This window comes from Streptococcus sp. Marseille-P6264, assembly GCF_902460355.1.
In the GTDB taxonomy this organism is placed as follows: Bacteria; Bacillota; Bacilli; order Lactobacillales; family Streptococcaceae; genus Streptococcus.
In genome coordinates, this window is record NZ_CABPTO010000007.1 from 47,062 (window position 1) to 66,848 (window position 19,787).

The 19,787-nt window shown below is 38.4% G+C and carries 23 protein-coding genes and 2 pseudogenes; 5 read left to right on the top strand and 20 right to left on the bottom strand.

What is annotated here, in order from left to right:
* Positions 1-92: 92 nt before the first annotated feature.
* The 5 genes from FZ941_RS09060 (at position 93) to pulA (ending at position 6,227) form a co-directional block, all read left to right on the top strand.
* The gene (locus FZ941_RS09060; protein ID WP_015605972.1) at positions 93-1,382 is read left to right on the top strand and encodes a carbohydrate ABC transporter permease; all 1,290 of its coding nucleotides are present in this window, start codon (positions 93-95) and stop codon (positions 1,380-1,382) included.
* A 1-nt stretch (position 1,383) separates the two neighbouring features.
* Entirely contained in the window at positions 1,384-2,226 is an 843-nt protein-coding gene (locus FZ941_RS09065) for a sugar ABC transporter permease (protein WP_005592080.1), read from the top strand.
* A 104-nt stretch (positions 2,227-2,330) separates the two neighbouring features.
* Positions 2,331-3,143: a DUF1189 family protein gene (locus FZ941_RS09070; protein ID WP_148887642.1), complete on the top strand. Its 813-nt coding sequence runs from the start codon at positions 2,331-2,333 to the stop codon at positions 3,141-3,143.
* Between the two features lie 9 nt (positions 3,144-3,152).
* On the top strand, positions 3,153-4,136 hold the full coding sequence (locus tag FZ941_RS09075; protein WP_148887643.1) for a LacI family DNA-binding transcriptional regulator: 984 nt from the start codon (positions 3,153-3,155) through the stop codon (positions 4,134-4,136).
* Positions 4,137-4,151: 15 nt separating this feature from the next.
* The gene (gene pulA, locus FZ941_RS09080) at positions 4,152-6,227 is read left to right on the top strand and encodes a type I pullulanase (RefSeq protein ID WP_148887644.1); all 2,076 of its coding nucleotides are present in this window, start codon (positions 4,152-4,154) and stop codon (positions 6,225-6,227) included.
* Between the two features lie 128 nt (positions 6,228-6,355).
* On the opposite strand, the gene FZ941_RS09085 is transcribed toward pulA, so the two are convergent.
* From FZ941_RS09085 to FZ941_RS09180, 20 genes and pseudogenes are all read right to left on the bottom strand, one after another.
* Positions 6,356-7,291, bottom strand: a complete 936-nt coding sequence (locus FZ941_RS09085; protein ID WP_148887645.1) for a YitT family protein — start codon at positions 7,289-7,291, stop codon at positions 6,356-6,358.
* Positions 7,278-9,032: an aspartate--tRNA ligase gene (aspS, locus tag FZ941_RS09090; RefSeq protein WP_148887646.1), complete on the bottom strand. Its 1,755-nt coding sequence runs from the start codon at positions 9,030-9,032 to the stop codon at positions 7,278-7,280. The genes FZ941_RS09085 and aspS overlap by 14 nt, the downstream gene beginning before the upstream one ends.
* Positions 9,033-9,199: 167 nt before the next feature.
* The gene (locus FZ941_RS09095) at positions 9,200-9,412 is read right to left on the bottom strand and encodes a hypothetical protein (protein WP_148887647.1); all 213 of its coding nucleotides are present in this window, start codon (positions 9,410-9,412) and stop codon (positions 9,200-9,202) included.
* 264 nt (positions 9,413-9,676) lie between these two features.
* Entirely contained in the window at positions 9,677-10,474 is a 798-nt protein-coding gene (locus tag FZ941_RS09100) for a hypothetical protein (protein ID WP_148887648.1), read from the bottom strand.
* A 39-nt stretch (positions 10,475-10,513) separates the two neighbouring features.
* Positions 10,514-11,236: a hypothetical protein gene (locus FZ941_RS09105; protein WP_148887649.1), complete on the bottom strand. Its 723-nt coding sequence runs from the start codon at positions 11,234-11,236 to the stop codon at positions 10,514-10,516.
* 147 nt (positions 11,237-11,383) lie between these two features.
* Positions 11,384-12,406, bottom strand: coding sequence for a hypothetical protein (locus FZ941_RS09110; RefSeq protein ID WP_148887650.1), 1,023 nt, complete (start codon positions 12,404-12,406; stop codon positions 11,384-11,386).
* A 144-nt stretch (positions 12,407-12,550) separates the two neighbouring features.
* Positions 12,551-12,847 (bottom strand): annotated as a pseudogene (locus FZ941_RS09115) (DUF6572 domain-containing protein); the annotation flags it as partial.
* Positions 12,848-13,026: 179 nt separating this feature from the next.
* Positions 13,027-13,581: an alanine acetyltransferase gene (locus FZ941_RS09120; RefSeq protein WP_148887651.1), complete on the bottom strand. Its 555-nt coding sequence runs from the start codon at positions 13,579-13,581 to the stop codon at positions 13,027-13,029.
* A 13-nt stretch (positions 13,582-13,594) separates the two neighbouring features.
* Complete coding sequence (locus FZ941_RS09125; protein WP_148887652.1) at positions 13,595-13,807, bottom strand: hypothetical protein; 213 nt, start codon at positions 13,805-13,807, stop codon at positions 13,595-13,597.
* Positions 13,808-13,937: 130 nt separating this feature from the next.
* Positions 13,938-14,225, bottom strand: coding sequence for a hypothetical protein (locus FZ941_RS09130; protein ID WP_148887653.1), 288 nt, complete (start codon positions 14,223-14,225; stop codon positions 13,938-13,940).
* Between the two features lie 22 nt (positions 14,226-14,247).
* The gene (locus FZ941_RS09135; RefSeq protein WP_148887654.1) at positions 14,248-14,442 is read right to left on the bottom strand and encodes a hypothetical protein; all 195 of its coding nucleotides are present in this window, start codon (positions 14,440-14,442) and stop codon (positions 14,248-14,250) included.
* 89 nt (positions 14,443-14,531) lie between these two features.
* On the bottom strand, positions 14,532-15,107 hold the full coding sequence (locus tag FZ941_RS09140; RefSeq protein WP_148887655.1) for a DUF6572 domain-containing protein: 576 nt from the start codon (positions 15,105-15,107) through the stop codon (positions 14,532-14,534).
* 25 nt (positions 15,108-15,132) lie between these two features.
* Positions 15,133-15,474: a DUF2185 domain-containing protein gene (locus FZ941_RS09145; RefSeq protein ID WP_148887656.1), complete on the bottom strand. Its 342-nt coding sequence runs from the start codon at positions 15,472-15,474 to the stop codon at positions 15,133-15,135.
* Positions 15,461-15,595: pseudogene (locus tag FZ941_RS10870) on the bottom strand (ankyrin repeat domain-containing protein); the annotation flags it as partial. The pseudogene FZ941_RS10870 and the gene FZ941_RS09145, both read right to left, overlap by 14 nt.
* A gap of 41 nt (positions 15,596-15,636) precedes the next feature.
* Entirely contained in the window at positions 15,637-16,434 is a 798-nt protein-coding gene (imm47, locus tag FZ941_RS09155; RefSeq protein ID WP_015606008.1) for an Imm47 family immunity protein, read from the bottom strand.
* Positions 16,435-16,474: 40 nt separating this feature from the next.
* Positions 16,475-16,774 carry a hypothetical protein gene (locus FZ941_RS09160; RefSeq protein WP_218837446.1) on the bottom strand — a complete coding sequence of 100 codons (300 nt, stop codon included), beginning with the start codon at positions 16,772-16,774 and terminating at the stop codon, positions 16,475-16,477.
* A gap of 160 nt (positions 16,775-16,934) precedes the next feature.
* Positions 16,935-17,447, bottom strand: a complete 513-nt coding sequence (locus FZ941_RS09165) for a hypothetical protein (RefSeq protein WP_306452465.1) — start codon at positions 17,445-17,447, stop codon at positions 16,935-16,937.
* A 199-nt stretch (positions 17,448-17,646) separates the two neighbouring features.
* Positions 17,647-18,381 (bottom strand): PoNe immunity protein domain-containing protein, encoded by a 735-nt coding sequence (locus FZ941_RS09170; protein WP_398587584.1) that lies wholly within the window; start codon positions 18,379-18,381, stop codon positions 17,647-17,649.
* Positions 18,382-18,614: 233 nt separating this feature from the next.
* Complete coding sequence (locus FZ941_RS09175; RefSeq protein WP_148887657.1) at positions 18,615-19,094, bottom strand: hypothetical protein; 480 nt, start codon at positions 19,092-19,094, stop codon at positions 18,615-18,617.
* Between the two features lie 61 nt (positions 19,095-19,155).
* Positions 19,156-19,650: a hypothetical protein gene (locus FZ941_RS09180; protein ID WP_148887658.1), complete on the bottom strand. Its 495-nt coding sequence runs from the start codon at positions 19,648-19,650 to the stop codon at positions 19,156-19,158.
* Positions 19,651-19,787: the final 137 nt, after the last annotated feature.

The following is a 19,787-nucleotide window of genomic DNA, read 5'->3' on the forward strand; positions in this document are numbered from 1 at the left end:
AGGCTTTATTCTATCTTCTAATAAGAAAAACTCGGATTAGGACTTGTACTTGCTACACTTCCTCAATCTTTCTCGTATCTAAGGAGACTACAATGACAAAAAAAGATCCCAAACAAGCCATGTTGCGCTCCCTCATTCCAGGGTTGGGGCAAATCTATAATGATCAAAAGGCCAAAGGATACATCTTTCTTGGGGTTACGGTTGCATTTTTAGCTTATTTCGTAGCTATTGCCCTACCAGAAATTGAAAATCTCATCACTCTTGGTGAAGTCCGTGGGGACAACTCACTCTTCATGCTGATCCGCGGTGCCTTCCACCTCATCCTTGTGGCATTTTTCCTGATTTTCTATGGATTTAACTTGAAGGATGCCCGTACAGTTGCCAAGCAGTGGAACAATGATTATCCTGTTCATACTACCTTAAAGGAAATGACGAACGGAATCTATGAAAATGGCTTCCCTTACTTGCTGATTATTCCTTCTTATTTGGCGATGACCTTTGCCATCATTTTCCCTGTATTGGTAACACTCTTGATCGCCTTTACAAACTATGATTTCAAACACTTGCCACCAAATAAACTCTTGGATTGGGTTGGCTTTACCAACTTTGCTAACATTTGGCAATTGAGCACCTTCCGTGCGGCCTTTGGTTCTGTCTTGACTTGGACTATCATCTGGGCACTGGCAGCCTCTACTTTACAAATCGTAATCGGTATTTTCACTGCTATTATTGCCAACCAACCATTCATCAAAGGAAAACGCATCTTCGGTGTTATCTTCTTGCTTCCTTGGGCAGTTCCAGCCTTTATCACTATCCTGACTTTCTCAAATATGTTCAACGATAGTATCGGGGCCATCAATACTCAGGTTATCCCACTTCTCGGCAAGGTTCTTCCTTTCTTGAATGGACATCTGATTCCGTGGAAGACTGATCCGACTTGGACTAAGATTGCCCTTATCATGATGCAAGGTTGGCTTGGATTCCCTTATATCTACGTCCTGACCTTGGGTATTTTGCAGTCTATTCCAAATGACCTTTACGAAGCAGCCTACATCGACGGAGCCAATGCTTGGCAGAAATTCCGCAACATCACTTTCCCAATGATCTTGGCAGTTGCGGCACCAACTTTGATCAGTCAATACACCTTTAACTTTAATAACTTCTCAATCATCTACCTCTTCAATGCAGGTGGTCCTGGTAGTGTCGGTGGAGGAGCCGGTTCAACTGATATCCTGATCTCTTGGATTTATCGATTGACCACAGGTACAGCACCACAATATTCAATGGCGGCGGCCGTTACCCTCATCATCTCCATCATCGTCATCTCTATCTCTATGATTGCCTTCAAGAAACTACACGCATTTGATATGGAGGATGTATAAGATGAATAGTTCTGTTAAATTTAAACGTTTTATCAACCATAGTTTGACCTATCTCTACCTTGTAGTGCTTTCCATTATCATTCTCTACCCGCTCTTGATCACGATCATGTCTGCTTTCAAGACGGGGAATGTCGTAGCCTTCAAGCTAGACACAGACATCAACTTTAGTCTGGAAAACTTCTCTCGTCTCTTCTCAGAGACTCTATATGGTACATGGTACTTTAATACTATCATCATTGCCGTCTTGACAATGATTGTCCAAACCAGTATAGTGGTACTTGCAGGCTATGCTTATAGCCGTTACAATTTCATCGCTAGAAAGCAAAGTTTGGTCTTCTTCTTGATTATCCAAATGGTACCAACCATTGCAGCTCTGACCGCCTTCTTCGTTATGGCGCTGATGCTCAATGCCCTTAACCAAAGCTGGTTCCTCATCTTCCTTTATGTGGGTGGTGGTATTCCAATGAATGCTTGGTTGATGAAAGGATACTTCGATACCGTTCCTATGTCTCTGGATGAGTCAGCTAAATTAGACGGTGCTGGTCATTTCAGACGTTTCTGGCAGATTGTCCTGCCTCTCGTTCGTCCAATGATTGCTGTGCAAGCTCTCTGGGCCTTCATGGGACCTTTCGGAGACTACATCCTCTCTAGCTTCCTTCTTCGTGAAAAAGAATTTTATACGGTTGCAGTTGGTCTTCGTACCTTCGTCAGCGATGTCAAGAATCAAAAAATTGCCTTCTTTGCTGCCGGTGCAATTCTCACTGCCCTACCAATCTGTATTCTCTTCTTCTTCCTGCAAAAGAATTTTGTATCTGGTTTAACAAGTGGTGGAGACAAGGGATAATCTTGTCCCACCCTGTTTTTGATTTAAAGACAATTATAGTTATATGGCAGCCAATAAGTTCTTTATTGGCCACCACCTGATTATAATTTTAGAAAGAGGCAGCTATGTTACCTTATCCTTTTAATTATTTTTCGAGCTTGATTGGTTTTAGAAAAACCTTCGCCAATCGTCGGATGCTTAGCTGGTTCCAGCTCATCTTTACCAGCATCTTTTTGATTTCTCTGTCTTTGATTCCTGTGGCTATTCAGACAGCGTCTTTGACGAGCTATGCTCTGGATACCTTTGTTGATAAGGCTTTTGACACTCTAGATGAAGACGTGATGATTGACTTTGACCATCATGCCCAGATGAAAGACCATGTGCTGACCACTGAAAATCCTGAAGGAATTCATCGCAATGCCGCTGGGACCGTCATTATCGGCCATCACGAGGAGCTTAAATTAGGCAAGGAGCTGACGCTTTACTTCGACAAAGAAAATCTTAAAATCACTAAAGAAGGAAAAGAACTGACCAATATCCGCTACCAAGCTATTGACCAGAAGGCTCTGAAAAGCAAAGAAGCCCTGACTAAAGCTATTTCTAAAGATTGGTTCCAACAAAACCGCTTGGTGATTAGCCTCTTTCTAGTCCTCTCCGCAGGCTTCCTCTTTAGCATCAACTTTGCCTTTCTAGCGATCGGTGCTTCCTTCTTGCTCTATCTGACCAAGAAATCACGGTTATTTTCTTTTAAAACCTTTAAAGAATGCTATCATTTTATCCTCAACTGCCTAGGATTACCAACGATTATCGGACTTATCTGCGGCTTATTTGGGCAAAGCCTGCCTACGATTATCACCGTCCAAAATATCTTGTTTGTTCTTTATTTGGTGATTATTTTCTACAAAACACATTTCCGCGATGAGGATTTCAGAAATTAGGAGGTTATTATGCGCGTTACGATTAAAGAAGTAGCGAAACTAGCGGGTGTGTCTCCCTCAACGGTGACACGCGTCGTACAAAACAAGTCAACTATCAGCGATGAAACTAAAAAACGGGTTCGTGCTGCTATGAAAGAGCTGGACTATCATCCAAATCTCAATGCCAGAAGTCTGGTCAGCCAATCAACCCAAGTCATCGGCCTAGTGCTGCCAGATGATTCGGATCTTTTTTACCAAAACCCATTCTTCCCAACTGTCTTGCGGGGGATTTCGCGCATCGCGTCTGAACATGACTATGCCATTCAGATTAGCACCGGACAGGACGAAGAGCGTCGTTTAGAAAATATCAAACAAATGATTTTCGGAAAACGCGTCGATGGTTTGATTTTTCTCTATTCTAAGCCAAACGATCCGCTGGTTGACTTTGCGATTAAAAACCAGTTTCCTTTCTTGATTTTAGGGAAAGCAGTGTCACCATTTGTTTCTTTGGTCGATAATGATAATATCAAGGCTGGCTATGATGCAACCAAATATTTCCTAGATCAAGGTTATAAAAAAATTGCCTTTCTAGCTGGGAATAAAGAGCTTGTCGTATCCCAAGACCGGTTTGCCGGCTACAAACAAGCCCTAGAAGAAGCAGGTATTCCTCTCGATGAGAACATCGTCAAGTTTTCTTTCGGTTTCCTCTTGGAAGATAGCAGTTATAAGATTATGGAAAAGATGCCTATTCAGGAAATCGAAGCCTTTGTGACATCGGATAGTATGGTTGCCGAAGGGGCTCTCCACTATCTCAAAGACATTGACTACCGTTTCCCTATTATCACTTTTGACTCTATCAAACCACGCATTGATGTAGATGCCTACATTAATATCAACACCCTCGAGTTGGGGAGGGAATCTTTCCGTACCTTGCTCCAAATCATTAAAGATAATAAGGATGACAAGCATACTTGCTATCGCCAAGTCATCTCCCACAGCATTCTTACTCGTTAGTTAAGGAGAAATTTTATGGTTTATCGTATTTTCCAAGCCTACTTAGATGATGAAAATAGCATCACTATCGAATTGGAAAAGTCCTTTGACGCTTATTCTATCCACTTCACTCTAGAGGACAAGCATAGCTCCAGTCCTTTGACCATCAAAAAAATTGAGAATCAAGAACACCAGATTATCTACACTCTTTCAACCAATGATCCGATTGATTTGACTGAATCCTACACAGTCTATGATCAGGATCGCAATCACACCATTCTTCAGTATCGCCACATTGTCCAAAAGCCAATTTTTGATGAATTATTTAGCTACCAAGGAAGAGATTTGGGAGCTAGCTATAGTCCTCAGGCAACAGATTTCAAACTTTGGGCTCCTATTTCAGAAAAAGTCTTGCTGCATCTGGAAGAGCAGATTATTCCTCTCCAAAGGCAAGATAGGGGCGTCTGGCATACGCAGGTCCTTGGGGACTTAGAAGGCAAGGCCTACTATTATATCCACAAGGTGAATGGAAAATGGGTAGAAGTACATGACCCCTACGCCCTCTCTTCAGATGCCAACTCTGGCCATAGTTATGTCATTGACCGCAAAGAGATTAGCAGACCTATTCAGCGGGCTACCAGCCAAGTAAAACCAACAGAAGCCGTTATCTATGAAATGAGCGTGCGAGACTTCTCTATGCAAAAGGAAGCTGGTTTTTCACAGCCTGGTAAATTTGCTTCTCTGTCCGAATCTCCAACCGTACACGGCCAGACCTTTGGGCTAAAATACTTGCAGAATTTAGGCATTACACACGTCCAACTTATGCCTGTATACGATTTTGGTAGCGTTGACGAAAAACACCCCGAACTCGTTTATAATTGGGGCTATGATCCCGTCCAGTATAATGTTCCTGACGGCAGTTTGTCAAGCGACCCGCACAACCCTTATAGCCGTATCTTTGAACTGCAAGACGCGATTGCGGCTTATCACAAGGCCGATATGAGCGTCATCATGGATGTTGTCTATAATCACGTCTATGAAGCAGATAACTATGCTTTTGAAAAGATTGTGCCAGGCTACTTCTATCGTCTAGACGAGCGAGGCATACGGACAAACGGTACCTTCTGCGGAAATGACGTGGCCAGTGAAAAAGCTATGGTACGGCATTATATCCAACAATCCGTCCAGCAATGGGTTAGCCTCTACGGGTTTGATGGTTTCCGCTTTGACCTGATGGGCATCCTCGATATAACCACCATGAAGCAAATCGCTCAAGAACTAAAAGCTATCTATCCAAACATCTATCTTTACGGAGAAGGATGGCAGATGCCGACTGGACTTGATAGCGACCTTCTGGCTCACCAATTCAACGCTGAGCAACTAGCTGAATATGGCTTCTTCAGCGATCATTTCCGTGATACGATCAAGCAAACCATCGTCCAAGGTAGCCGACTAGACAAAGAGCACGCGACTAGCTGGCTAGAAAATGTCCTGACAGCCAATGTCGGCCTGACAGGAGAGCCACATTTCCTAGCGCCTCATCAGGCGATCAACTATGTAGAATGCCATGACAATGCAACGGTGTTTGATTATTTTGATATTCAAAATCCAAATATCAGCCTCCGTCAGCGCCTAGCCAACTCTCGTCTAGCACTGCATATCGTTCTCCTAGCACAAGGAGTTCCTTTCCTCCACAGCGGCCAGGAATTTTATCGGACCAAGAATCTGATTGACAACACCTACAACCTGCCTGATGAGATCAACAAGCTCGACTGGCTGCGCTCTCTTCACTATACAGAAGACATTGAATTTTTGAAGCAACTCATTGCCTTTAGAAAGGCTCACCCACTTCTGACTCTGGCAACTAGCTCTGCTATTCAAAAAGCTTGTCAGGTCAAATGGCTCAGCCCTAGCCTCGTTGAATATAAGATTCAAAAAGATAAGCAAGCGCTGACCATCTTGATTAACTTTGGTACTGAAGCAGCGACTTATGAAAACAAAACCAAGCAAAGCATCCACCTTCAGTATCCGCATATTAGCGCTAAAAAACCAATCGCCCCGCTAGCAGACTCTTATACAGTTCCTGCTAAGCAAGTCTTGGTTCTGAAATAAAGTAAAAATATAAAAAGGAACAGGTTCTTTTGAGATGGAAAGACATCCAGCTGAACTTGTTCCTTTTTTATGTATAAATGGAAGCATTGCGTTTGAGTAAGATCCGCTAACAATGTCGATAATCGAGACTACTCTTCTACAAATCTTCCTAAAATATGTACGTTGTCAGATACGGAGACAAAGGCTGTCGGATCCGTCTGCTTCATGATGTACTTAAATTCGCTAAATTCAGCACGCGTAATGACTGTAATCAGCACCGCCTTTTGCTCGTGATTGTAAGTTCCCTCCGCCCCGTTGATAATGGTTGCACCACGGTGGAGTTTGTTGTGAATCTTGTTAATCACCACTTCAGGATGACTGGTGATAATCATGGCTTGCATCCGCTTTTGCTTGGTAAAGACAGCGTCCGTTACACGGCTCGATACAAAGATGGTAATCATTGAGTAGAGAGCGTATTCCCAACCGAAGGTCAGACCAGCAATCAGCATAATAATGCCATTGACAATCAGGGAGATACTACCTACATTGCGGCCAGTTTTCTTACGGATGGTCAAACTGACAATATCCGTTCCCCCACTCGAAATGCTTGACTTGAGGGCAAAACCAATCCCCGTTCCCATGACAACTCCTCCAAACAGGGCGTTGATAATGGGATTGGTCGTCAATGTCACCTCTGGAACAAAGTGGATGAAAAATGAACTCATCGATACCGTGATGAAAGTAAAGACAGTAAACTTATGTCCGATTTGGTACCAAGCCAAAATCATCAGCGGAATATTAATGGCATAAAAAGTGATGGAAACTGGAATAGTAAAACCGATAAAGCGTCCGCTGAGAGCCGAGACAATCTGCGCCAAACCTGTTGCCCCGCTTGAGTAGACATGCCCCGGTTGAAAGAAGAAATTGACCGCGACCGCTGAGAGAAAACCATATATCAGAGAAGCCGAGATTTTCTCATCATATTTTTCACGCGAAATGCTTTTCAGGACTTCTAGCAACTTGACATGGTAGGCAAAGCGATGAAGATAATAGCGAAAAAGTTTCCGCAAACTAGTCTTTTTCATGTGATTCTACTTGTAAACTTAATTCCTCTAATTGTGCAGGAGCGACCAAGCTTGGCGCTTGCGTCATCGGGTCAGAAGCCTTGTTATTCTTAGGGAAAGCAATGACTTCACGGATGTTTTCTTCACCAGCTAAAAGCATGACGAAGCGATCCAGACCCAAAGCCAGACCTCCATGCGGTGGGAAACCATAATCCATAGCTTCTAGAAGGAAGCCAAACTGGTCTTGCGCTTCTTGAGCTGAGAAGCCTAAAGCCTTAAACATACGTTCTTGCAAATCTTTTTGGTTGATCCGTAGGCTACCGCCACCTAGTTCATAGCCATTGAGTACGATATCATAAGCAATCGCACGAACCTTGCTCAGGTCTCCTTCCAGCTCCTGCTCAGAATCTTTTTGAGGCAAAGTGAATGGATGGTGGGCACTCATATAGCGGCCTTCTTCTTCCGACCACTCAAACATTGGCCAATCTACCACCCACAAGTAGTTAAACTTAGCAGGATCAATCAAACCTAATTCCTTGCCTAGGCGGACACGAAGAGCACCTAGAGCTGCGTTGGCAACATCCAAGGTATCTGCCACAAAGAGAACCAAGTCGTTTTCTTCAAGATGTAAAGCAGCTGTCAACTCGCTTGACAAGTCTGTCAAGAACTTAGCAACAGGTCCAGCCAGTTCTCCACTAGTGAATTTGACCCAAGCAAGTCCCTTGGCTCCATGCTGCTTGGCTTGCTCTGTCAGCTTATCAATGTCTTTACGCGAGTATTTGTCAGCAGCATTCTTAATCACAATCGCCTTGACAGCTGGTGCCTCAGAAAAGACTTTAAAGTCAACATCCTTGACAAGTTCTGTCAAGTCCTGCAATAACATGTCAAAGCGGGTATCTGGCTTGTCGCTACCATAGAGAGCTATGGCGTCATCGTATTTCATCCGTGGGAAAGGCAAGGTGACTTCAATTCCCTTGGTTTCCTTCATGACACGGGCAATCAAACCTTCTGTGATGTCTTGGATTTCTTGCTCAGATAGGAAAGAAGTTTCCAAGTCCACCTGTGTAAACTCTGGTTGACGGTCTCCACGCAAGTCCTCGTCTCGGAAACACTTGACAATCTGGTAATAACGGTCAAAGCCAGCATTCATCAACAGCTGCTTGGTAATCTGTGGACTTTGAGGCAGTGCGTAGAAATGACCTTGGTTGACCCGGCTCGGCACCAAATAATCACGCGCACCTTCAGGCGTTGACTTGGTCAAAAATGGTGTCTCCACATCGATAAACTCCAGCTCATCCAAGTAATTGCGGATGGAATGAGTCACTTTAGCACGCAACTTGAGATTTTCCAGCATTTCTGGGCGACGCAGATCCAGATAACGGTAGCGCAAGCGCGTATCATCATTGGCTTCAATCCCGTCCTTAATCTCAAAAGGAGTTGTTTTAGCAGTATTCAGTACTGTCAGACTGTCCACGTGAAGCTCTACACTTCCTGTTGCCAGCTTGTCATTGACCTGTTCACGCGCGGCTACCTTACCAGTCACTTCAATGACAAACTCGCTGCGCAGGCTCTCAGCTGTCTTCATGACCTCATCTGAAACACTCTCAGGATTAATAACTAGCTGCATAATGCCTTCGCGGTCACGCAGATCAATAAAAATCAAGCCTCCCAAATCGCGACGGCGGGCAACCCAACCTTTCAAAGTAATTTCCTGACCGACATGCTCACTCCGAACACGTCCCGCATACATTGAACGTTTCATCTTTACTCTCCAAAATTTTAATTCTGTTACTATTTTACCACAAAGAGCCTAGGAAAGCCCCTCTACCTGTCCTTTTTCTGAAAAAAATTAAAAGTCTTTATTCTAGTGACCACTTTTATAAAAAAGGTCTGGAATCAATATTCCCAGACCTCCTAATTTTATATAGACTATTCCTTTTTCTTCCCATCCTCATAAAGACTGGGAGCCAGCGCTTTTGTCACCATGGCTGTCAAGAAGCGAAAGGCTCCAGCTGCCAGACCAAAAATCGGCGCCAAAGCACGGAAGAAAAAATCCCCTCGCATAAAATAACAGAGCAGACCCGTTATCACAAACAAGGCCACTCCCTGCGCCACAACCACTAATAATATTTTCTTCATCATTCCCTCGACTTTCTATAAACTATTATAGCATAAGGGGGGGAATGAGTGGAGAAAATTTTATCTTTTTAGAATATAGAAATATAATAAGATTTCTACAAAATAAACAGTGTTCTTATTATCATCTAATTGACAGATTGACGAGCAAAAAAATCTGAATAATGGAGATAAAAGAGAAGGCAACTGTCTCCTCTATAATTGCTCTACTCTTGTACTAAACAAAGAGCCCCAAAAGTTAGATTTTGTGTCTAACTTTTGGAATGCCTCTCACTCTGTCATACTATTTTGGCTTTTTTTATATTCTTTCGACTTTTCACCATACCAATCTTTAACTGAGTAGCCGAATTGTTTCCGATATTGTTCAGAATATTTAAAAAGATAATAGCCTCTCAGAAGGTCAATAGAAAAGACATATACAGCAAATAAAAGAATCGCAGGCACAAAAGGTGTGACAATAGTATTGATTGCCCCCCTAGTATCACTTCCTGTCGAACGATCAAATAGTGCTAAAAAAGCAGTAATTCCCGTTCCCCCTATAAAAATGAGGCCATCAGAGACTTTCTCTGTAAACAAAGCTGATAAAGGAACAAATGGTTCTCTTTTTTCTACCGATTCTCTTATTTTTCTAGGAACGGTTCTCATGAGATAATAGCAGACAATTACAAACAGAAATCCCGATAGAATTCCTAGAAGATTTCTTCGTGAAGCTATTGATAAAGTTAAACAAACTTCCATTATGAATATTAACAAAAGCATATAACAAAAAGTTATATATTTTAAAATCATTGGATTGTTTCTATATTTTATAGAAGAAATAATATAAACGATATAAAACATAAGAAACATAATAATTAAAGGTAAATTGAACCAACTAAAATTTTGTGTAGAATATATAGTATCACCGCTTAATAGTACAGGAACTACTAAAGATAAAACATATAGCAAGATTGAAAACAATGCAAATCCTATAAATCTTTTATAACTCCCTTTAGTCTTTACCTTATTTATAATATCTTCATTAACAAAAGATTGACTTTCTTCAAATGTATAATTAAATAATCTCATTTATATCCTCCATTATCCAAACCATCCTAGGGATTGTTTTTAATCTAATTCATCACTATCAGGGTGCTTTTTCACATAAATAGCTGCATAAATCGCATCTACCATGACAGCTGGCAAAGTCAAGGTCAACAAAATTCCCAATAAAATACCGAAAGCAATCTGAATATAACCTGTTAGGAGGGCGGGAATGATTGTTGCCCCAGCAAAAGCTACAGCAAAATTATTCCACCATGTTTTCTTTCTACTTCCCCTTTTTACTTGATTAAAGGCCCAGACTTTCCCCTGATTCTTTGGCAGATAATACCAAGCATAAAGACCACATGCAAAGATAAAAAGAAGTAATATAAAGATAACATAAAATGGAGTGAGAGGGGATTGATATATCTCCTTGGCTCCTATAGGACTGCCGTCTGAAATAACCATTAATAAACCAATAAAATCTAAACCTATCACTAAGCTTAAAACTGTGAGGGCTATTAGATAATATATTAAAGCCTTCCATGCGTTTACCAAATAGGGAATAAAAGAAATGATAATACCTAATATATTCACAACACCGCAAAACAAAGAAAGTCCTGTAAAGATGCCTAGATTGTCTTCATAAGTTCCAACCAAATACATAAAACCGCTTAATGCCAAACCAATCCATGGATATAACTTAATATAAACTAAACTAACACCATCTGTAATCAAAGGACCATGGTATCTTTCTCTTTCTGTATCAATAATCTTCGCTTTATTTTTTCTATTTCTCTTTGCCATTAACTAAACCTCCCTCCTATTGTTTTTATTAAGGCATCCTTAGCTACGACTCTATCAGACTAGAGCTCTTCTATTTTGCCACTCATGCCTCAAAATTATGCTTCACACTTTTTATATGTTCTGCTAATATTCGTTTTTGTCCCATTGTCACTCCGCATTGGATTTATAGTATTGTAAAAACTCCTCTTCGCTTTGAACCAGATGCGCCTGTCCATCTTTCGAACTAGCCGCTGGAATGGTGATATCTTTAAAGATATTCGTACCTTCTGGAAACACGAGTTTTATCATATCTATGGACGTTTGCAAATCATCATCAGATGCAAGTTTATAGATATAACTTGTTTCGGGATTTTTAGAAATTATTTCCATAGATTTCGGGTATTTTCTATTTAAGAGCCAGTGTTTTGTATTATCTCCAAGTTTCCAAAAATGAATATCATCATCGCTAACATAAAAATCATGATCTTCAAATAACTGTGAAAAGGCATCTATCGAACTAAGTCCAATTTTAGGCGAACTCTTTTTTTGATTGTTCGGGTCAATATCTACAATCTTTCCTGTCTCTAAGTCTATCAATCTCTTAAGTAATTTGGATTCGTCTCTGACATCAGTGATGGTATCTTCTTTTTTCCGTAAAGAAATAGTCAGATATTCCTTACCATCTATACTGTCTATCGAATACTTATTTAATATAAAAGCAGGATAATAGTTCTCATTATAATTTCTAGTGATCTCAAATACATCCAGCACTTTCTTGTTTAACTTTTCACCCTTAGTGTCATAGACATTTATTTTCCAATATTCCCCCTTATCTGGATAATTTTGTTCTAGGATAGGAAAATCATCTCGCACTTCATTCCGGGCGGATTTTGCTTTGAATCGCGCCGCATAGGAAACAAGGAAACGTCTGCCAGCTATTCGCCCTGGAGATCCAAATTTAGGTTTTTTATCAAGAACTCTCACTTGTTGATTGACTTCCTTTTTACTGTGCCAATCAACTGTGATCATTCTCCCATTTTCAATAAATTCATAATCCGTAATTTCTGTATCTATAATCCAATATTCATATTTAGATAAGTCTTGTTTTTCAAACTCTCGAATACCAAATATAAAAAGGCTACATACACTAATAAAAATTAGAAAGATTGCACCGATTTTTTTAGCTTTCAATTACCCGTTCTCCTATCATCAGACTAGCCGTCTATCTACCTTGTCCCATTATACCATATTGAATATTGAGCGCCGATAGGAGGATAAGGTCTGTCGCAAACAAAAAAGAGAAGATGGTCGTCTCCTCTAAATTCGCTCATTTTATCACTCTGGCAATTCTATCTTCAAACCCATATCCGTATTCTGCAATGTCTTCTGAGCAGCTGCTAGAAAGGCCAAGCCTTTATCAGATGGAGAATATTGGAAAGTGATATTGATGACTTTTTTATTAAAGCTATCGCCGTATCGTACCACATACTGCTTGCTTTCGAGGAAGTAGATGTAGTTGTTGAGTTTTTCTTGAAGTTTCAACAAGTGTTCTTCTTCCAGAGACTCTATCCATTTGTTTTCATCAATCAACAACAACTCCAGATGGTCATCAGAGACACCCATCGCATCGAGAAGGGCATCCTTCACTTCTTTAGGTACATTTGCAAATTCTTTAAGAATATTTTCCTCAGTTAAATCTACCAGCACTTCATACTAACGGTATGCTTGAAATCCCTCAGGATATGGCAAATCTCTAGTATTAAAATATTGTAAATTTTACAAAGCTGAACTCGATAGCCCTAGTTTAGATTTTAGTATGCTAAATCAAATTTTGTCCATTTTCTTGTATCTAGATCTAATAGAAAATTAAAACAATCACGACCGTAGGAATCTCGATTCTCCTCAATAACTGCATCGCAAACAACTTTTATTTGGTTACTAAGAACATCTGTGACATAGACCATAGTATAACCCTCAGGAGATTTAGCTTGATAAATGAGATTACCATATAAATCCAATATTTTCATTTCAGTAACCGAAGTCTGTTCAGACGAGATTCTATAAATAACTAAAATCAGTTTTTGATTGGGGTAGAAAGAGACTGATTCTTTATTAGGAATCTCTATTTCATGTTTTTTATTATAGCCCCAGGAAATAATGTCAGTCGACTCATGATATTGGAGTATTAACACCCCATCTATAGAGTAATAATAAAAATCTGATGCAATAAAATTTTTTCCAACTCCAATAAAAATAACATTTTTATCTTTATCAAAGTCTACAAATATTATATTTTCTATGTGAATTTCTATAGTTTCTCCATTATTCTCCCACTTAACACTTTGGTCAGTATATTTAACCCTCATATAGACTACCCTCTCAATATTCTATATTACGAATTCCAATTATCTCTAAATGTTTCATTTTTTCTCTCCCCATCAACATTTCAATCTGATTGGGACCACCTGGCAAATACATGTTGATTTCCAAATCTATTTGAGGTCCGATAGATCCTACATTTGCAGGGATTTCACTCTCTTCTTTGACTCTATATTGAACAACTCTATCAATATCTTGAAAACCTCCTGTCATCTAGGACATTGTATAATTGCCATTTTCTCCAGTTATAATAAACCCATTTCCTTTTATTTGATTCATTTGGTAATACACCCTTTCCCCTTCATATAAGTATGCTCAATGAAAAATATATGACTGTTTCTAATCAATCGATTTCTGAATCATCTAACTGAATTGGAGTTTCTTTTATCCAAAATTTTGTTTTTATCAAACGATAAAGTCGATTTATTGCATCACTTTCATTTTTAAATTCGTCTCTTATCCAGATATCTTGGCGCTCATTAACCTCATATACTTTATATTGACTAGATTTCTCATCGTAATAGTATCCTAAGGTAAATTGACCTTCAAATCGTTCATCAAGTGCAATATGAAATATCCCTATCTTATCTCTATGTTTATTAATGAAATTTACTAGTTCTTGTTTCGTCATTTTAAATTTTCCATGGTGTTTCCTATAGTTTCACTACCTTAAGTGGATTGTAGTATTTTTCCTTGAATTCCTTAAGGAGCTTCTCTACCTTTTCTTCATCAGTTTCATTAGTGCCAGGCTTATATACACGTGGATTTTTTATTTCATAATAGCCTTGACGTTCAATCGCAGATAGAAAATCATCGTAAGAATACCCTTTTGTACCAATCGTTGGCATAAGTAGTTCGCTGTTTAGAACTGTTAAATAATCTTTTTATAAATATAGTCTCATTATACCACAAAAAGAGAGCGTTTCCGCTCTCTTTATCACTCTGGTAATTCTACCTTCAAGCTCATATCTGTAGGTTGTAAGACTTTCTGAGCAGCTGCTAAAAAGGCTAGACCGTTGTCAGATGGAGAATATTGGAAAGTGATATGGATGACTTTTTTAACAAAGTTATCGCCATACCGCTTCACATACTGCTTGCTTTCGAGGAAGTAGATATAGTTGTTGAGTTTTTCCTGAAGCTTCAACAAATGTTCTTCTTCGGTATCTGGAAGCCAAAGATTGCCATCTATTAATAAAAGTTCCAAGTCTGTATCACTCGTTCCGATTGCATCAATTTCTGAAACATCTAACTGAATAGGAACGCTTTTAATCCTACATCTAAATTTCACAACCTCATATAATTCTTTAATAGCATCCTCCTCTCTTTCAAAACTAGCTTTTTCATGTAACTGTTGACGTTCAGTCACCTCATACACTATAAATCTATTTGCACTTAAATCCTGATAATAGCCTATCGCAAACTGATCTAAAACTTTTTTATTTAAGTATACAGTATAATATCTAAGCTTGTTGCTATTAAATTTTAAAAAATCTAATAATTCCTGTTTTCTCATTAGTTCTCCTCCATCATTTCTATATTCAGCTAATGATTTCCTCGATAGTAGTTTCTCTATCTCTCACCAAATCATAAAATCCTACATGAACGCCTTCCTCATATAGCCAGCACAAGTCGGTGCCGTATGGGGCTTCAAAAATTTTCAGTATAACAGGAGCAATTTTTACAATGCTATTTGCTCCTAAAATTGTGAAATTTTTTGAATTAGCTAGGTAAGCTTCATCATCTTCGATTGATAACAGTGTCCAGCCATTTAATTGTGGAATAGCAGATTTCTCGCGATAGGAATAGCGAATAGCTTTTCCATCAAGAATATTGTTTGAAACAACAAAACCACCAAAATCATTGTTATTAATTTCTACCATTTTCATACTCCTTTATTATATCAAGCAGACCACTTCTCCAAACATATTCTTCCGCATAGTCTAGACACGATTTTCCAGATTTATTTTTTAACTTATAATCCGAACCAGCCTCTAGTAAAAGATTTCGGGATAAAATATTTTACAATCTTTTCTCCAACACTTCTAGTTTTCAACAGGATGACCATAAAAATACTTCATGCCTTCTACCCAAAGTTTTTTGATTAGACGATCAATATAACTAATCATTAAATCAATTTCATCTCTTGAAATTACAACATTAGTATCAACTGGAACTTTTTCGCCCGAATAGATAGACAAAAGTGACGATTGAAGATATAAATGATATTTTTCTTTCTTTTGAGCAGCGATGTGTAGAGCAGTCATAATTTCTTGTGTAAACAAACCAGGAAAAGCAAGAGAAGTATTATAATAATAACAATCTAAGTTTTTAGTTTTTACTACATCTATATATAGATTTCCTACTTCCTCTAACGTTGCGTTCTCTGATAAAACCGAGCGATATTCGAGAAAAGAATCCAACGCATCCTGTATAGCAATTTCTAAATCATTATCAGAATCTTCCCATTCTTGCCACAGCGTCAAAAGATATGGAATAACTTGATATGACATTGTTTCAACTGCACCAGTAACGAATGTAAAAGCTCCAAATTCCGATACAGAATCTAAAAAACGAAAATTATTAACATCTTTTAAATCATCATTTGTACACACTGAGCAAAATAATCTGATACATAAATTTAACACAGCTTCATCTTCTGTTTGATTCATTAAATCAATTAAAAGATTTTTAACGGAAAAATCTCCCTTTTTCATTATTTCAACAATTAACAGTATGCACTCACGCTCGTCTTGTACCGAAAGCAAGCTATTCTTTAATTCATCCAAACTTAATTGGCTTACCTCGCCATACCAAATTCCAGGCAGTAATACTTCACTCATCTATCAAGCTCCTATCTTAAACCTTGCTGTCTTTGCCATCTCAATACTTCATTTTGGAAATTAGTGACTTCAGTATGATTTGGATTATTTCCAAATACATATAGTCCACTTCTCTTTGATGTATTTTCAAAACCTTTGGATCCTTTTTACCATAATCATTTTCATGATAAAAACTAGTATCTAATCCTTCTAATTCTGAATGTCTAATCGTTGTTTCTCCAGTAAATTGAATATTTTCCGGAACATTCTCACCACCAAACGCCAACCCTTGTCTATTGTATCCTTTTGGCAGTTCACCTTTTCTAAGCATCTGTTGATAATGTGAGCGCGCTTTCTTCAACTCTTCTCCAGCGACAATCCTAGATGCATCAGGATCAGCCTACCATTTCGGATTATCTACATGACCTTTAACCGCTTCTTTGTAATACGGAACATAGACTTGTTGGCTTTATCACTGTCAATTTGTGCTTTTAAACTAGCATCACTCATTTTCTCCCCTTCTATTCTGCTTGCTGCTCTCCAGAATTTTGCTGCCTCAAGTCTTGTAAGGATTTATCAACCACCTTCTTAATCGTCTCGTCATCAGCTCCAGGGATATGGTAATGAGAGTTACTATTATCACTACTGGAGCTTTCCGTTTGAGCACTTTCTTCAATGGCAGTTGACGAATTAGACATAGAAGATGTTGATGTGGTAGATGTTCCCTCATTAACCTTGAGTGCATCATTTAGCTCTTTATAATTAATCTTCTGCTGCTCAACAGGTCTATAGAATACTGCAAAGGAGAGAAGCAAAGCTAAAGTTGCACCGATACCTGCTAATGTCCTTTTATTAGCCTCAGCCGTAGGAATCTTTACTCCTTTTGTACTAAGATCTTTCCATTCAGGATGCTCTTCTTCTATCGCTTTTTTCTGTTGCCAAAAAGGAACAAGCAGAAAATGATTGACAGGTATGACAGACGCCATGGCTGTTGCTAAAAATGGGATAAATCTGGAAGAACTAATTATTAGCATACAATCTAGTATGGCAAATAAAATGAAAAGGAAAATCACTAAAGCAAGACGAATTCTATACTCCTTTTAACCTGTAAATATTTCTCTTGGGACATCTTAAAACCTTCCTTATTTTTAGTTTCATTTGTAATTTTTAATAGAGATAGTCAATATTTCTGTAAATCGTTAATGCTATCACTTAATTATCTCTTAGTATACTTTAGACTTCTGCACCTTCAGCAACCAAATCATAGGGGAAATACGGGACACCTTCCAATTCTTTGTAATCCAAGCCCTTGAGTTTGCAGAGAGCACCAGATTCAAAGGACCAGTAACCATAATAATTATCAATATTCTCTTTATGCAGGTCATACCAACCTGTATCCCTATGTCCTGGATACCATTTCTTAGTTACATATTCTTTGAGTAGTTTGAGTGCCTGTTCAGCATTCTCTTCTTCAATAATTTTCCGAGTAAAGCCATAAGGTCTTGGGAAATTATAGTTTATCCGAATTGTCCACTCTGGATGACGAGACTGGATAAGGTAATCGATTAAATAGTCCTCTGGATCATCTTTCCTTACCAAATCTACCAATTTATCAAAAGTAGTTTCATCAATCTCTAACAAAATACCAATGGATAGAGCCCAGAGCATTGCATCATATCCTGAATTACTATACCAAATAGGGAGAAGGCTATCGACATATTTAAGGTACTCTTCTTTGAATCTCTCAATAGAATATCCTGCAGTGTAGGTGGCTATCATATTCTCTTTTTGGCAAACAGAATAATCAAGTTGTACTGATCTGATAACTTTTTCTATCGGACGCTTGTAGGGATTTATACCTTGCTTTAATTTTTCCAATTCTTCAACCAACTCATCAATTGATAAGTTGTTAATTTTAATTAATTCATTAATTTTTTCTTCTATAAATATATTATCTCTTTTCACCACTTATCCTCCTATGGCCATAAAGCGCCTTCTTTTAGGTTAATGAATTTTCAGCATATTACCAGTTTTATTGATTATTCTGATTTTCTTCCATTCAGGATGTTCCTCTTCTATCGCTTTTTCTCTTGCCAAACTGGGACCAGTAGAAAGTGATTAAAGGGAATAACCGTACCCATAACTGTTGAGCAGAGTTTCTTCCTTTGTTTATTTCCTTCTATTTCTTTATTTTCTTTACTCTATTCACTTGTTTTATTTTTGTCAAACACATTTTCCCCTATTTCCGTCCAAAACCAATATTCTCTTGGAATTAAATCTAGGAAATATTGATATTTCCCAATCCATGGAGCTGATACATACTCTTCAAAAGAAATAGACTCTGCGTAATTTGAGTACAACAACAAATTATCCATATCAACAAATAAAGATGGGGCGAAATCATAAATAGCGTTCAGTTTATCCCTTTTATACTCATTAGCAAAGACTTTCCTTAACTCTGACAGATCGCAACTATATTTTTGCATATCTTCTAAAAAATAGAGAATATTCTCGGGCAGTAAAATCGGAGAGCGTAATCTATCCTTATAAATCTCATCTAAATCGTATCCCGCTTCTTCGTAATTAATATACCATAACTCCAAATCAGAAATATACCAAGAATACTGATTTTTGTATTTAAAAGCGACAACAATATTTTCACCATATTTTGCTCTAATCATTTTTCTCCTTATTCAAATAAGTCTAGTTTTATAGCACTCAAGGAAATAGACTTTTGGAGCGCTATTCAAAACTATTTTTTAAAATTTCATATTCATGACATGCCAGTTCTACGAGCAAGATGCTCACGAGTGTTCCATCTTGAGAAAATCCTAATTTTGCTCTCCCATTAGTCAGATACATAGTTTCCTTAGGATTAAGCAACTGTATTTTCAAAAAGTCTTTAGACAAAAAGACATCAAAGGACCGCCTCCTATCATGTAGTCCATTTGTAAACATGACAGTATCACGAAAAACAGGAATGCCTTCTATCTCTTCCACTTCTTCTAGACTCATGTCATCCATTAAAGTCACATTTGATACCTGGACAAGTATGATATTCATCAATCGAAAAGAATTTGGATTTATCCCAATTTCAAGTAGGCTATTATCACCTACTAAACGGAAGTAAGCTTTTCGTATATATGAGGGGAAACTCGAACATTCAATAGTAAGAGGAGTATAATAGTCCACCTCTACATTGTAGGTATCTTCAATCACATGGCTTAATGTTAACATAGTCGACCCTCTCAATTTTAAATGATATGAACTAAACTGATAGAATAGTTCTCTTACTATATCAAGTTTTTTAGCCATTAATCAGAAAGCACTTTTTTACATTATACCATATTATAAATCTAGTCCAGAAAAGATTG

Coding starts and splice junctions, on each gene's coding strand:
- FZ941_RS09060 (WP_015605972.1), top strand. CDS start 93: ATGACAAAAAAAGATCCCAAACAAGCCATGTTGCGCTCCCTCATTCCA.
- FZ941_RS09065 (WP_005592080.1), top strand. CDS start 1,384: ATGAATAGTTCTGTTAAATTTAAACGTTTTATCAACCATAGTTTGACC.
- FZ941_RS09070 (WP_148887642.1), top strand. CDS start 2,331: ATGTTACCTTATCCTTTTAATTATTTTTCGAGCTTGATTGGTTTTAGA.
- FZ941_RS09075 (WP_148887643.1), top strand. CDS start 3,153: ATGCGCGTTACGATTAAAGAAGTAGCGAAACTAGCGGGTGTGTCTCCC.
- pulA (WP_148887644.1), top strand. CDS start 4,152: ATGGTTTATCGTATTTTCCAAGCCTACTTAGATGATGAAAATAGCATC.
- FZ941_RS09085 (WP_148887645.1), bottom strand. CDS start 7,291: ATGAAAAAGACTAGTTTGCGGAAACTTTTTCGCTATTATCTTCATCGC.
- aspS (WP_148887646.1), bottom strand. CDS start 9,032: ATGAAACGTTCAATGTATGCGGGACGTGTTCGGAGTGAGCATGTCGGT.
- FZ941_RS09095 (WP_148887647.1), bottom strand. CDS start 9,412: ATGATGAAGAAAATATTATTAGTGGTTGTGGCGCAGGGAGTGGCCTTG.
- FZ941_RS09100 (WP_148887648.1), bottom strand. CDS start 10,474: ATGAGATTATTTAATTATACATTTGAAGAAAGTCAATCTTTTGTTAAT.
- FZ941_RS09105 (WP_148887649.1), bottom strand. CDS start 11,236: ATGGCAAAGAGAAATAGAAAAAATAAAGCGAAGATTATTGATACAGAA.
- FZ941_RS09120 (WP_148887651.1), bottom strand. CDS start 13,581: ATGAGGGTTAAATATACTGACCAAAGTGTTAAGTGGGAGAATAATGGA.
- FZ941_RS09125 (WP_148887652.1), bottom strand. CDS start 13,807: ATGACAGGAGGTTTTCAAGATATTGATAGAGTTGTTCAATATAGAGTC.
- FZ941_RS09130 (WP_148887653.1), bottom strand. CDS start 14,225: ATGACGAAACAAGAACTAGTAAATTTCATTAATAAACATAGAGATAAG.
- FZ941_RS09135 (WP_148887654.1), bottom strand. CDS start 14,442: ATGCCAACGATTGGTACAAAAGGGTATTCTTACGATGATTTTCTATCT.
- FZ941_RS09140 (WP_148887655.1), bottom strand. CDS start 15,107: ATGAGAAAACAGGAATTATTAGATTTTTTAAAATTTAATAGCAACAAG.
- FZ941_RS09145 (WP_148887656.1), bottom strand. CDS start 15,474: ATGGTAGAAATTAATAACAATGATTTTGGTGGTTTTGTTGTTTCAAAC.
- imm47 (WP_015606008.1), bottom strand. CDS start 16,434: ATGAGTGAAGTATTACTGCCTGGAATTTGGTATGGCGAGGTAAGCCAA.
- FZ941_RS09165 (WP_306452465.1), bottom strand. CDS start 17,447: ATGCTAATAATTAGTTCTTCCAGATTTATCCCATTTTTAGCAACAGCC.
- FZ941_RS09175 (WP_148887657.1), bottom strand. CDS start 19,094: ATGATTAGAGCAAAATATGGTGAAAATATTGTTGTCGCTTTTAAATAC.
- FZ941_RS09180 (WP_148887658.1), bottom strand. CDS start 19,650: ATGTTAACATTAAGCCATGTGATTGAAGATACCTACAATGTAGAGGTG.